General features: G+C 61.8%; 15 protein-coding genes. 1 reads left to right on the top strand and 14 read right to left on the bottom strand.

The window, feature by feature from the left end:
• Nucleotides 1–16 precede the first annotated feature (16 nt).
• From HMPREF3169_RS10000 to hisD, 12 genes are all read right to left on the bottom strand, one after another.
• Nucleotides 17–847, bottom strand: a complete 831-nt coding sequence (locus HMPREF3169_RS10000) for an indole-3-glycerol phosphate synthase TrpC (protein ID WP_061923334.1) — start codon at nucleotides 845–847, stop codon at nucleotides 17–19.
• A 69-nt stretch (nucleotides 848–916) separates the two neighbouring features.
• The gene (locus tag HMPREF3169_RS09995; RefSeq protein ID WP_061923337.1) at nucleotides 917–1549 is read right to left on the bottom strand and encodes a TIGR02234 family membrane protein; all 633 of its coding nucleotides are present in this window, start codon (nucleotides 1547–1549) and stop codon (nucleotides 917–919) included.
• Nucleotides 1550–1912: a phosphoribosyl-AMP cyclohydrolase gene (gene hisI, locus HMPREF3169_RS09990; RefSeq protein WP_061923341.1), complete on the bottom strand. Its 363-nt coding sequence runs from the start codon at nucleotides 1910–1912 to the stop codon at nucleotides 1550–1552.
• A complete protein-coding gene (gene hisF, locus HMPREF3169_RS09985) occupies nucleotides 1909–2673 on the bottom strand; it encodes an imidazole glycerol phosphate synthase subunit HisF (RefSeq protein ID WP_061923344.1) in 765 nt (254 codons plus the stop codon). The genes hisI and hisF overlap by 4 nt, the downstream gene beginning before the upstream one ends.
• Nucleotides 2674–2686: 13 nt before the next feature.
• The gene (locus tag HMPREF3169_RS09980; RefSeq protein ID WP_061923347.1) at nucleotides 2687–3478 is read right to left on the bottom strand and encodes an inositol monophosphatase family protein; all 792 of its coding nucleotides are present in this window, start codon (nucleotides 3476–3478) and stop codon (nucleotides 2687–2689) included.
• An 18-nt stretch (nucleotides 3479–3496) separates the two neighbouring features.
• Nucleotides 3497–4279, bottom strand: coding sequence for a bifunctional 1-(5-phosphoribosyl)-5-((5-phosphoribosylamino)methylideneamino)imidazole-4-carboxamide isomerase/phosphoribosylanthranilate isomerase PriA (gene priA, locus HMPREF3169_RS09975; RefSeq protein ID WP_061923350.1), 783 nt, complete (start codon nucleotides 4277–4279; stop codon nucleotides 3497–3499).
• A 15-nt stretch (nucleotides 4280–4294) separates the two neighbouring features.
• Nucleotides 4295–4930 carry an imidazole glycerol phosphate synthase subunit HisH gene (hisH, locus tag HMPREF3169_RS09970; RefSeq protein WP_061923352.1) on the bottom strand — a complete coding sequence of 212 codons (636 nt, stop codon included), beginning with the start codon at nucleotides 4928–4930 and terminating at the stop codon, nucleotides 4295–4297.
• 3 nt (nucleotides 4931–4933) lie between these two features.
• Entirely contained in the window at nucleotides 4934–6127 is a 1194-nt protein-coding gene (locus tag HMPREF3169_RS09965) for an MFS transporter (protein ID WP_210385665.1), read from the bottom strand.
• Between the two features lie 47 nt (nucleotides 6128–6174).
• Complete coding sequence (locus tag HMPREF3169_RS13180) at nucleotides 6175–6333, bottom strand: hypothetical protein (protein ID WP_162839574.1); 159 nt, start codon at nucleotides 6331–6333, stop codon at nucleotides 6175–6177.
• Nucleotides 6334–6347: 14 nt separating this feature from the next.
• Complete coding sequence (hisB, locus tag HMPREF3169_RS09960) at nucleotides 6348–6950, bottom strand: imidazoleglycerol-phosphate dehydratase HisB (RefSeq protein ID WP_061923358.1); 603 nt, start codon at nucleotides 6948–6950, stop codon at nucleotides 6348–6350.
• Nucleotides 6950–8059, bottom strand: coding sequence for a histidinol-phosphate transaminase (locus HMPREF3169_RS09955; RefSeq protein ID WP_070456371.1), 1110 nt, complete (start codon nucleotides 8057–8059; stop codon nucleotides 6950–6952). The genes hisB and HMPREF3169_RS09955 overlap by 1 nt, the downstream gene beginning before the upstream one ends.
• A gap of 2 nt (nucleotides 8060–8061) precedes the next feature.
• Nucleotides 8062–9387 (bottom strand): histidinol dehydrogenase, encoded by a 1326-nt coding sequence (gene hisD / locus HMPREF3169_RS09950; protein WP_061923365.1) that lies wholly within the window; start codon nucleotides 9385–9387, stop codon nucleotides 8062–8064.
• Nucleotides 9388–9533: 146 nt separating this feature from the next.
• Here hisD and HMPREF3169_RS09945 point away from each other — a divergent pair, with 146 nt between their 5' ends.
• The gene (locus tag HMPREF3169_RS09945) at nucleotides 9534–10469 is read left to right on the top strand and encodes a YbjN domain-containing protein (protein ID WP_061923368.1); all 936 of its coding nucleotides are present in this window, start codon (nucleotides 9534–9536) and stop codon (nucleotides 10467–10469) included.
• A gap of 19 nt (nucleotides 10470–10488) precedes the next feature.
• Here HMPREF3169_RS09945 and HMPREF3169_RS09940 read toward each other — a convergent pair whose 3' ends face one another.
• Both HMPREF3169_RS09940 and HMPREF3169_RS09935 read right to left on the bottom strand, forming a co-directional pair.
• On the bottom strand, nucleotides 10489–10731 hold the full coding sequence (locus HMPREF3169_RS09940) for a hypothetical protein (RefSeq protein ID WP_061923371.1): 243 nt from the start codon (nucleotides 10729–10731) through the stop codon (nucleotides 10489–10491).
• 39 nt (nucleotides 10732–10770) lie between these two features.
• Nucleotides 10771–12312, bottom strand: a complete 1542-nt coding sequence (locus HMPREF3169_RS09935) for a molybdopterin-dependent oxidoreductase (protein ID WP_061923374.1) — start codon at nucleotides 12310–12312, stop codon at nucleotides 10771–10773.
• Nucleotides 12313–12514 lie beyond the last annotated feature (202 nt).

Here is a 12514-nt window from a genome sequence, read left to right as displayed (position 1 = left end):
CGGCGGGACAAAGCCACTAAAGAGACTTCCGCGAAGGGCACGCCGGGTGCTGGCCAGCAGCGACCAAGGAACGCGCCGCGGCGGCGGGGTCTTGGGCCGCCATGATGGCCTCTCCTACCAGCACCGCATCGGCGCCCTGGGAGGCATATCTCAACACGTTACGTGGCGAATTCACTCCGCCGATTGCGATGCGCACGATGGATTCCGGCAGCCCCGGCACAATCTCGGAGAAGGCCTCGCGGTTGATGGCATCCGAGGCCACCGACCATGCGTTAATGGCCACCACGCTGCCACCGGCCTTGATGGCGCGGTCGACTTCATCACAGGTGCGCACCTCTAAAATTGCGGTCATTCCCAGCGATTCAATGCGATCGAGCAGCGCCTCCAACCGCGCTTGCTCCAAGATCTCCACCTGCAGCGGCACCGCATCCGCGCCATAGCAGCGCGCCTCGTGGATCTGGTACGGGTCCACGATGATGTCGCGGCAAATCATCGGGATATCGATCGCCTCGCGGGCCTGGCGCATATCCTCCAAAGAACCGTGGAAGCGCCGCCTGTCGGTCTGGCAGGCCATCAGGTGGACCCCCGTGGCAGCTAGCTGCGCGGCAATCTGCGCCACCGACTCCGGAGAGTCCAGATGTGCGATTTCGCCGGCATAAGGCACGGCGCGTTTGATTTCGGTAATCACGGAGCAGCCCTGGCGTAACAGCGCAGCACGGACGTCGCGAGGCTCGCTCATGGAACGCGAGCGCGCTTTGATGTCTTGGAAGGAGACGCGGGCTTCGCGCACGGCGACGTCGTCAAGCACACCTGCTATCAGGTGGTCTACGGCGATCGGAGTGGACATCAGCACCTCCCTCCACAGGGGCGTTTGAGATCACACTTAGGCTATCGCGATGGCCCGCGAAATAGAAATTCAGGGGCGTTTTACGTCCGTGGGGTCAATGTCGGCGTCGAGCGCATCCCACATCACGCGACCGGAATCGGTGGTGGTCTCTAGTTCCTCGGCGATGCGCTCCTGGCGGGCGGCCGGGCTTTCGTACTTGGTCGAGCGGGGCTTGTCGACGCCCGGTTTGCGCACCAGCAGCATCGCCCCAAACAGCGCGCACGCTGCGCCGAAGATGGCAAGAATGGGGCCAGCCTTTGCGGCCTCGGTGCTGAGGACGGTGGCCCACTCGGAGATATGCGCACCGTTGACGGCATTCTCGTCGGAGGAGCCGGCGCGCAGGAGTTCTTGGGCGCGAGCGGCGTCGGCGCCGTAGGTCAGCAGGGAGACTGGGCTCCACGCCACGGCGGCTGCGGCCAGCGCGCAAATGACGGCCACGATGCGGCGGGAGGTGCGACGCAGGGCCGCCACGGCGACCGAACCAGCCAAAAGCACAAGGGTCAGCGCGATTAGCTCGAGGGACCAGAAGGAACCCACCATGTCGACGGTGCTGGAGCCGGACTTATCGTCTTCTACGGCAGCGGTAGCCCACGTCATGCGGGATGAAAGCCACAGCAGGATTGCGCCTGCAGCAATTAAAAGTGGGCCAAGACGGCGTGCCATCTAAAATGCGCCTCCCAAAAGGTCACGAGAATCGAAACAAGTGCGGTCTCCGGTATGGCAGGCCGCGCCTTCTTGGCGAACTGTAATCAGGATGGTGTCGCCATCGCAATCCAGCCGCACCCCCAGTACTTCTTGGGTATGCCCCGAGGTCTGGCCTTTTATCCAATAGTCCTGCCGCGAACGCGAGTAATAGGTGCCCTTGCGCGTGGCCAAGGTGTGCGCGAGTGCGTGGTCATCCATCCATGCCAACATCAACACCTCGCCTTGCTCGGACTGGGCGATGGCGGGAACCAGGCCGTCGGCGTTGCGCTTGAGCAGCTTAGCGACGCCCGGGTCTAGCTCGAAGTCTGCCGGGCTACTCACTTGCGTACCTCGTAGGAGGCCGCCGCGAGGGCATCCTTCACCTCGGCGATTTCCACCTCGCCGAAGTGGAAGATGGAGGCCGCGAGGACGGCGTCGGCGCCAGCTGCAATAGCCGGTGGGAAGTCGGCTGCCTTGCCCGCTCCGCCGGAGGCGATGACGGGGATAGACACCGCAGCACGCACCTTTTTGATGAGCTCGATGTCGAAGCCTGCCTTCGTGCCGTCACCGTCCATGGAGTTCAGCAGAATCTCGCCGACACCCAGCTCCGCGCCGCGGGCCGCCCATTCGATGGCGTCGAGTTCAGCGGAGCGCGTGCCGCCGTGGGTGGTGACCTCGAAGCCGGAAGGCATGCGTGGGGTTCTGCGGGCGTCGACGGATAGGACGATGCATTGGGAGCCGAAGACCCGGGCAAGCTCGCGCAGCAGCTCCGGGCGGGAAAACGCCGCGGAGTTGACGGCTACTTTATCGGCGCCGGCGCGCAGCAGCTTACGGACGTCGTCGATGCAACGCACGCCGCCGCCCACGGTCAGTGGGATAAAGACCTGGTCTGCGGTACGTCGCACCACCTCGAGCATGGTGCCCCGGCCTTCTTTCGAGGCGCTGACGTCGAGGAAGGTCAGTTCATCGGCACCGAGTTCTTCGTAGCGGGCGGCCAACTCTACTGGGTCGCCGGCATCGCGCAGGTTTTCAAAGTTTATGCCCTTGACCACGCGGCCGTTGTCCACATCGAGGCAAGGGATAACACGCACGGCCAAGGCCATGGCATCCTCCTTTTTAAGATTTTTGACTGTGGCGGGCCACGATGTCGAGAATCGTGGCGTGCACCTGAGGGGTGCCGGCGACCAGACCGCGGGCGCCCGGTGCCCAGTCGTTGCCTTCGGGGTCGGTCGCGATGCCGCCAGCGGCCTTGATGAGCAGAGCGCCCGCGGCGTTGTCCCACGGATGCGGCGAGAAGTTCACCACGCCGTCGAAGACGCCCTGCGCCACGAAAGCCGAATCAACCCCCACGGAGCCGGTCATGCGTGGGCGCAGCCCGGTCTCGCGCAGCTCGTGGAAGATATCCGTGGGCAGGTGCGAAGAGCAGCCGACGTGCCCGCGGCCTTCGTCAAAACCGAGAGAATCCGCGCCGCCGCCAAAGCCTGTGGCAGGTCCGCCAACCGAGCGCAGGCCCATGCCCTCGGCAGCCACCACGCGGCGCGTCAGCAGCGGGAAGTCCGCCACCGCAACTACGGGGCGGGAGTCATGGACGAGGCTGACCAGAACGCCGCACAGCGGGTTGCCCGCGGAATAGTTCGCAGTGCCATCAATGGGATCGACCACCCACATGGTCTCCTCGGACGCAAACACGCCGGAAGGCGAGGCAGACTCCTCGCCATAAACCGGAATGCCTGTGAGCTGGGTGAGATGCTGGCGCAGCTGCGCCTCGATCTGCAGGTCCACTTCCGTGGCAAAATCGCCCTCGCCCTTGAAATGGGCAGGCGGCGCGCCGAGGCCGGCGCGGAATAATTCGCTTACTTGGTCAACGGCCGCCTCGGCAAAAGCCACGAGCTCACGCGGTTGAGTCATGAATTGGCGCTCCTCGCTTTAATAGGTGTCAATGGGGTCGATGTAATCCTCTTCCGGCAGCGGCTCTACCTCCGCCACCGCCGCGATTGCTTCTTCGAGGCTAAAGCGCTGCTCATAGAGCGCTTTCCCGACAATCGCGGAATCGATGCCCTCGTTTTCATACAGCGCCAGCTCGCGAAGATCATCCAGGCTAGAGATGCCGCCCGAGGCCGTAATCTTTGCCTCGGTAGCCGCAGCAACCTCACGCAGCAGCTCCACGTTGGGCCCTTCGAGGGTGCCGTCTTTGGTGACGTCGGTGACCACGAAGCGCTGGCAGCCTGCCGCATCGAGGCGCTCGAGTACCTCCCAGAGGTCTCCGCCATCCGATACCCAGCCGTTGCCGCGGCAGCGCCACTCGCCTTCTTCTAGCTGCACCGCTAAGTCCACGGCAATTTTGTCGCCGTGCTTTTCCAGCATTTCCTCGACCCACTCCGGTTTCTCCAGCGCCGCGGTGCCGATGTTGACCCGCCGCGCACCGGTGGCAAGCGCACGCTCCAAAGACTCATCGTCGCGAATTCCGCCGCTCAGTTCCACCTGCATCGAAAGCTCCGCGGTGATCTCCGCCATCAGCGCGTGATTAGAACCGCGGCCAAAAGCCGCATCGAGGTCGACAAAGTGCAGCCATGAAGCTCCCTGCTCCTGCCACTTGAGCGCGGCCTCGCGCGGGGTGCCATAGTTCTTTTCGGTTCCGGCCGCGCCTTGGTCAAGTCGCACAGCCTGGCCGTCAACGGCGTCGACGGCCGGCAACAAAGTAAAGGTCATGGTTTCAAATCCTACTTAAAGCGTATTAATCCAGTTGCGCAACAACTGCGCTCCTACCTCGCCGGACTTCTCCGGGTGGAACTGGGTGGCCCACAGCGCGCCATTTTCCACGGCCGCCACGAAACGGTCCCCATCGTGCTCAGCCCAGGCCACCCGCGGCGGCTCGGTGATTTCGGTTTCCAGCTCCCAGCGGCGGGCCGCATAGGAGTGCACGAAATAGAAGCGCTCTTGCGGAGAAATCCCCGCGAACATCGCCGAGTCCGCAGCAAATTCCACGGTATTCCAGCCCATATGCGGAAGCACGTCAGCCTGCAGCTTTTCCACCCGGCCGGGCCACTCCCCGCAACCATCGGTGGCAATGCCGTGCTCGAAGCCGGCGTCGAAAAGCACTTGCATGCCCACGCAGATCCCCAACACCGGCCTGCCACCGGCCAAGCGCTGGCCGATGATCCGCGGGCCCTGGGCCCTTTTCAGCCCCTCCATGCACGCGGCAAAGGCGCCGACTCCGGGGACCACGAGGCCGTCGGCAGCAACGGCCACCTGAGGATCCGCAGTGACGGTGACCTGCGCGCCTGCGTGTTCAAGCGCGCGCTGCGCCGAACGCAGATTGCCGGCACCGTAGTCCAGCACAACAACATTCTTGCCTGTCATGGGCTATACCTTACGCAACCTTCGCAAACGGGTCTTAATATCGTGTGTCTCGCTAACGCGGGTACGTCCCAGCAGCGTATCGCTGACGGTCAGCAACAGCCCGCCCGCGATAATCGCAGCGCCCGCACCAAACGCGCCGCTATAGCCGGTGCTGGCGACCAACGCGCCCAGCACCGTGGAGCCCAGGCCGGTGCCCGCGTCGTAGAAAATATTCCACACCGCGGAGGCCTCGGAAATCTTTTCGCGAGGCGCGCGGTCGAACATCGCCAGCAGCGCCTCGTTTTGCGCGATGCCAAAGGCACCGCCGAAAATTACGGCACCACAAACCAGCAGCCACAGCGACCAGCCTTGCGCGAGCGTGAAGGCAATCAACGCCACGCCACCGGCGGCCGCGAGCTGGGCCGGGATATACAAAGTGCCGGGTTTGCCAAGGCGGTCTGCCACCGCGCCTGCGAAGTAACGCATCACCATCGTCGCAGCACCCACTAAGGAAAGCAGCAGGCCGCCGACGGCCGCGCCGGTGGCTGGGTCCAGTTCTCGCGCCGCGGGGGCAATGAACGTGGAGACCACGCCGTAGCTCATGGAGAAGGTGGTAAGAGCTAGGGCCGGCACGGCGAAGAGTTTCCACATCGGAGCGACGGCTCCGGTCTCACGGTTCGCCACGCTTGACGACGCCGCCTTCAGCGATGGCACACGCAAACACATCACGAAGCCAATGATGCCGATGATGCCAGCGGTGATGTACGCGGTTTCAAAGCCCCAAGCCTGCCCCATCGCAATGCCGGCCGGCAAGAAGACCATCTGGGCGAATCCGACAAAGACGCCAATCATTCCGGTGGCCTTGCCCAGCAGCCGCGAGGGGGCGATTTCTGCGATCAGCGCGCTTTCCGAAACTGTCAACGCGCCGAAGCCAATCCCGCGCAGGGCGGAAAAGACAAGCACGACAACGGCGGCGTTACCAAGCAAGTGGCCGAAGGCCGGAACACCGAGCAGCAGCGCGGCCGCCGCCATGACGGGACGGTAGCCAAAGGTACGCAACATGCGCGGGGTCAAAGTCTGGGTGATAACCGTGGCAGCCATGAAAGCGCCGGTCGAGGCGCCTGCCAGGGTTGCCGAGCCGCCCGAGTCTAGAACCGCCAGCGGGACCACCGGCAGCAGAATGGACCACGCGCCAAAGGCCGCCGCAACGGCGACCATCGTGGCGGTATAGCCCGGGACCTTCCAGATGGACTGCTTCGCGTTGCTCACTGGCCCATCACACCAAACATCCACGCCAGCGCCGCTGCGATGGATACCGCGCCGAGCACAGCAGCCACGATGGTAAAGAACTTAGAGCCTTGCTGATAAGCAGACCAGGCACCACCAAAAAGAAGTCCTGCCACCAAGAACAGGACCAAAATCAAAAAGTTCCCAGAAATTATAAAGCTCCCTTCGTGGAAGGAATCCCCTTTACTCGGGGATCCGGTTCGACGGCCTGCCGCAGCGCACGGGCTACCGCCTTGAATTCTGCCTCGGTGATGTGGTGCGGGTCGCGCCCGTAGCGCACGTTGAGGTGCAAGGTCATTGCCGCGTGTGTGGCCAATGTTTCGAAGAAGTGGCGGTTGATGACTGTGGCATAGTGGCCGCCAATAATCTGCCATTGTAGATGCTCCGGCTCGCCGTTCATCACGAAGTAGGCGCGGCCGGAAAGATCCACCACTGCTTCTACCAATGTCTCATCCATGGGCAAAAGCTGCGAACCGAAGCGGCGGATGCCAGCTTTGTTGCCGGCGGCGTCGGCAAGCGCGCGGCCCAACACAATCGCGGTGTCTTCCACCGTGTGGTGGGCATCGATGTGGGTATCGCCTTGGGCGTGGACCATGAGGTCGAAGCTGCCGTGGGTGCACATCGCGCCCAGCATGTGGTCGAAGAATGGCAGGCCGGTGCTGATGTCTGCGTCCCCGCTGCCGTCGAGGTTTATTTCGACGCGGATTTGGGACTCGTTGGTCACCCTTTCCGCTTTGCCGATGCGGTTTGCCATTAGTCTTCTCCTTCCGCAGTTACTGTACCGCTAAGTTTCGCTGCCGCCGCAAGGAAGGCATCGTTTTCTGCCGGCAGCCCGATGGTGGCTCGCAGAAATCCGTGCTGGCCGACGTCGCGAATCAGCACCTCGCTACTCAAAAACTGCTCCCAGACCGCGTGCTGATCTGCAAAGCGGCCAAAGAACACGAAGTTGGCCTCGCTTTCTACCACAAAATATCTCAGTTCCTGCAGCTTGGCGACGACGCGTTCGCGCTCCGTGGCCAGCTTGTGCACCGTTTCCAGTGTCTCAGCGCTATGCCGCAGCGCGACGATGGCCGCGGCCTGGGAAAGCGTGGAAAGGTGATAAGGAAGGCGCACGAGCATAACGGCCTCGATGAAGGCTGGGTCAGCCACGAAGTATCCCAGGCGCCCGCCGGCGAAGTCGAAGGCCTTGGACATGGTGCGCGAGACCACCACCTTGGTGGGATATTTCGCAATCAAGTGGGCAGCCGAGGGCGAGGAAGAAAACTCCATGTAGGCCTCGTCCACGATGATGATTCCCGGCGCGGCCTGGACCAGTTTTTCGATGTCTGCAAGACGCGTGACATCGCCGGTGGGATTATTCGGCGTGGTGATAAACACGATGTCGGGGCGGTGCTGCGCTATAGCTTCCAGTGCTCGGGGCACGTCGATGCGGAAATCCGCACCGCGTGGGCAATCGATGAACTCGGTGCGGGTGCCCGCGCACAAGATGGGGTGCATGGAGTAGCTGGGGCTAAAGCCCAGGGCTTTACGCCCTGGGCCGCCGAAGGCCTGCAGGAGTTGCTGCAGAACCTCGTTGGAGCCATTTGCCGCCCAGAGGTTTTCCGCTTTCAGTTTGGTGCCGGTTTGGGCGCTTAAGTACTCAGCCAGCGCGCGGCGTAGCTCGGTGGCGTCGCGATCCGGATAGCGATTGAGCGTGCTTGCCTGCTCCTCGATGCTGCGCACGAGATCCGCTACGAGGGCGGCAGAAGGCGAATAGGGGTTTTCGTTGGTGTTGAGCTGGTTGGCCACACGCAGCTGCGGCGCACCGTAGGCAGACTTGCCGCGCAGCTCTTTACGCAGGGGCAGATCAGAAAGTTGGGTCATGGCTATATTCCTTGAAAACGGGCGGCGATGGATTCGCCATGGGCTGGCAACTGTTCGGCGGCGGCGAAGGCGATGACGTTGTCAGAGATCTCTGCCAGCGCCGCTCGGTCATACTCGATGAGGTTTACTGGGCGCAGGAAAGTATGAGTGGATAACCCGGCGCTAAAGCGGGCAGTTCCAGAAGTTGGCAGCACGTGGTTGGAGCCTGCGGAATAATCCCCCAGCGGCACCGGTGCGTACTCCCCGACGAAAATCGCGCCAGCATGCTTAATGCGTTCGGCCACAGCGCGGGCATCATTGGTGTGGATTTCCAGGTGCTCTGCGGCATAGGCATTGGCAACCGCGATTCCGGCCTCTAGGTCATCGACCAGAATGATTCCCGATTGTTGGCCTTCCAGCGCCTCGCGCACCCGCTCGGCGTTGCGGGTGACAAGGTAGCGCGTGGAAACCTCGGCGTCGACAAGCGCGGCAAGCTCCGGCGAGTCAGTGATGAGCACGCTCGCCGCCAGCGGATCGTGTTCTGCCTGGGAGATTAGATCGTAGGCAATATAGACCGGGTTTGCCGTGGAATCCGCGAGGATGGCAATCTCTGTGGGCCCTGCCTCCGCATCGGTGCCCACCACGCCGCGTACCAGGCGCTTGGCTGCGGTGACGAAGATATTGCCAGGGCCAGTAATAATATCTACCGGCTCGAGGGAGGCCTCGCCCGTCACCGGTTCCTCATCGCCGTAGGCTAGCAAGGCTACGGCCTGTCCCCCGCCGACGGCCCATACCTCGTCGACGCCCAGCATGTGGCAGGTTGCCAGCACTGTCGGATGCGGCATGCCAGCGAACTGCTCCTGCGGCGGCGAGGCCACCACCAGGCTGGAAGCGCCCGCCTCCTGCGCGGGAACGGCATTCATGATGACCGAGGAAGGATAAACCGCCTTGCCACCTGGAACATAAAGGCCCACGCGCTCTATCGGCTGGAAGACCTCCGTCACCGTGGCTCCCGGGCCAAGCGTCGTAGTGTGCGCGGCCGGCTTCTGCTCCGCGTGCACCTTGCGCACGCGCTTGATGGATTCCTCGATAGCGGCACGGACCCGAGGCTCCAGCCCGGCGGCGGCTGCAGTGAGCGCGGCTTGGGAAACGCGCACGGCGGCCGGGCGTACACGATCGAAATGCTCGCCATAGTCCAATGCCGCAGCCGCGCCCTTTTCCCGCACCGCATGCACCATCGGTGCTACCTTGTCCAGATAAGCCGCAACGTCAGCGCCGCCGCGTGGCATGACTCGGCGCAGGCGGGCGGGGCTTAAAGTCTTTCCGCGCAGATCGATGGTGTGCAACATAGTCCGAGCCCTTTCTATAGCTAGACCAATATACTAACGCCGATTCCCCAGCGGTAGGGCGAGTTTTGGTAATAGAATTGGGCCACAGCTTCTCTCCCCTTATTGCACTATCGCTTAAGCAAATTATGGAAGGCAGGGCCCAGCGCATGGATGAATTCGATTCAGATGCCAGCTGCGAGTCCGCCACGAGCACGAGGCTCCTGGCTCGCATGTGCGAGATCGCTTCCCGCTTGGGTATTCATTCCATTAAAGCCACTGATGAGCTAGTGATTTTTCCACATTCCACAGCGGGTGAAACCCGCGTGAGCCTCGACGCTGCGGGCGAGCCGGTGTTGCATTTTTATACCACCCACCAAGGCCACTTGGGCTTCGAAGATATAGCAGCGCTCGGCGAATTCGCCAACGACTGGAACCACGACTGCATCTCGCCGCGCGTGGTGGTGGATTATGCCGACCCCACTGCGGTCACGCTGTGGGGGCATACATTCTTGGTGGTTCAGGACGAGCCGCAGGATTCCCAGTTGGAGGCAGCGCTGGTGCCGGCTTTGCGCAATGCGAGGTTGTTTTTGAACGCGCTTGCCGACGCCTTCCCTTCCCTCCGCAGCCAGCCATCCCCAGCGGAGGATTCGCCGGCGTCGGAAAGCGCAACAGCGGAGGTGCTGCCCGTGGACATCGCACGGGTGGAGGATATCCTGCGCAGGCTAGGCATCAATCGCTTCCAGACGGACGCCGAGCAATCCGTTTATGCCTGGATAAACGATGTTTTATTTGCATTCGTGCTCGATGTGGGCCCGAGCCTAATCATCAAGGGCCACTGGGACCCGAACTTAAAGGGTGAGGATTTCACCCGCATATTTTTAACGTGCAACGACTGGAACCGCACGCATCATTCGGCGGCGGCGTTTTGTCACTCGAACGTCGACGGCCTGCAGGTGCGCTTGGATTACGCGGTCATGGCAGGCGGCGGGCTTACCGACGCCCAGCTATTGACCAGCCTGGGCCGCGGCATGAAGCACATCCTGCACGGCATCGACGATATTGCCCGAGAGGCGGTTGGCGCCTCACCGGTCCAGTGGCCTTAACAGGCCTTAAAGGCTCAAACTACTGGACGATTTCGTAGTTGCCAGCCTTAGCCAGGGCCTCGTTCATCGCCGGGACGGAGGGGATCACATCGTCCTTGTGCTTGACCACAAGGCGGGCATACTCATGGTCCGTAATTTCGAAGGTGGCCTGGCCCAGGCCACCGGAAGCGAAGATGTCATAGAGTGCCTGCAGCGCTTTGCGGACATCGTTGTCATTCTTTACGCCGCTGACGTGGTAGTGAGTGGAAACAATAATCGACATGAGTCAAATTGTACGACTTTTGCCGTTAGATTCCCGAACTTAGATACGGCCGTTGAACGCCTGCAGCGCAGAATCCTCGCGGGTACCGCCGCGGCCGTCGCCGTAGCCTGCGTAATCAGCGATCCAGCTAACCTTGGAAACCCACTTCACGGCCTTGTAGCCGTGGTTGGATTCCACGCGGCAGCGCGCCGGGGCACCGAGATGGATGTCGACTTCATGGCCGTTGCGGGACAGGGCGATGACAGACTGTGCATCCAGGGCGTCGTCAATGCTAAAGCAGGCATAGAAGGGCTCGCGCGGGCGGTTGTCGTACATCTTCTGCGCTAGGCCATAGGACTCGACCATGACGTAGTTGGCGCCTTCTGGGCGTGGTCCCAACAGGCTTAGCACGTCCTCGATGGAAGGCCCAGCCCAGCGGGAGGTCGCCGACCAACCCTGCATGCAAGTATGCGTTGCCACGTAGGACTGCTGCGGCAACTCACGTAGCTGCTCGATGGTGACGACCTTCTCTACGCCATTAATGTCATCAGCCAGCGTGATTTCGTAGCCCTTCCAGTCATTCTCGCGGAACTTGGTCCACTCCGGCGACTCATCGGGCGTCGGCGGCAGGCCGTTAGTCCAGTGAAACTTGGAAATGTCCTTATCGGTATAAGCCTGCTGGGTAGAAGGCGAAACCTTCAACCAGTTCAGGAAGAGCTTGCGGCCGAGCTCGGTAAACTTCACCACGATGCGCTGGGCACGGGCGCGATCCGCCAGGGACCAGTAGGACAAGAAGATCCAGAACAAAATGACCACCACGATGGTAAAGACCACGGTGGTAAAGGCCTGCGCGTAGCGCTCCACGCTCACGTCGCCGAAGACCATGTGGACCATGTTGTGCTCGCGGTGAACGAAGAACACGAGGAAGACGTGCACAACAATAAACGCGCTCATCAGCACCATTCCAATGAAGTGCAGGGAGCGAGCACCTTGGTGGCCACCCCAGAACTTCACGTAGCGAGGGAACTTCACTCGCACGGCCGGGGCCATGGCTACGCCGGTGAGCATCATAAACGGCGCCAGGATGAAAATGACGAAGGAGTACGCGAGCTGCTGGAGGGCGTCGTATGGCGTGAAGTGCTCCAGCGAGGGTGCCTGCAGGCTCAAGTAGACCTTGGCCGATTCCCAGGCCTCAGGGACTATATCCCAGGAGGTCGGAATCAGCCGGCGCCACAGGCCGGTGGCAAAGAGCAGGGTAACGTAGACAAAGCCATTGAGCACCCACAGCATCACCGCGGCGCCGTGCCAGTGGCGGCCCAATCCGATGTTCTCGCGGCCGGGCAGGGAAAGCATCGGCGAGACCGAAAGCTCATCCATAAGGGAGGTGTAAACGCCCTCCTCTTTGGGCAGCTCACGCTTTGTAAATTTGATCCACTCGGTGCCAGGCGCGCAATCACTGCGCCACCACAGACGCGGCAAGGAAGAGAGCATTTCGATGCCGGAGCGCAGCAGCATACCGATGAGTACGAAGTTGATGAGGTGCGAGGCCCGCAACCAGATAGGAAAGTCTGGGTTTTCACCCAGAGCCAATACATAGTCCATGGGAAAATTCCTCGGTGGTGAGAGATACAACTTTTCACTAGTGTGACTTATTTTTCATTGTGTCGCACCCACCCCGAAATACCAATGGTTTTTCCGTGCTTATTTAGCTTTTGGACAAAATCGACCCGCATAGCTGGAACAATGCTGGTTTACTCCACAGCATGATTCCTGTCAGATGCGAGTTTTTGGTACCGGTGTTCTG

Origin of the sequence: Corynebacterium sp. HMSC08C04 (genome assembly GCF_001807495.1) — a bacterium.
GTDB lineage: Bacteria > Actinomycetota > Actinomycetes > Mycobacteriales > Mycobacteriaceae > Corynebacterium > Corynebacterium simulans.
This window is presented reverse-complemented; position numbering and strand designations above follow the sequence as displayed.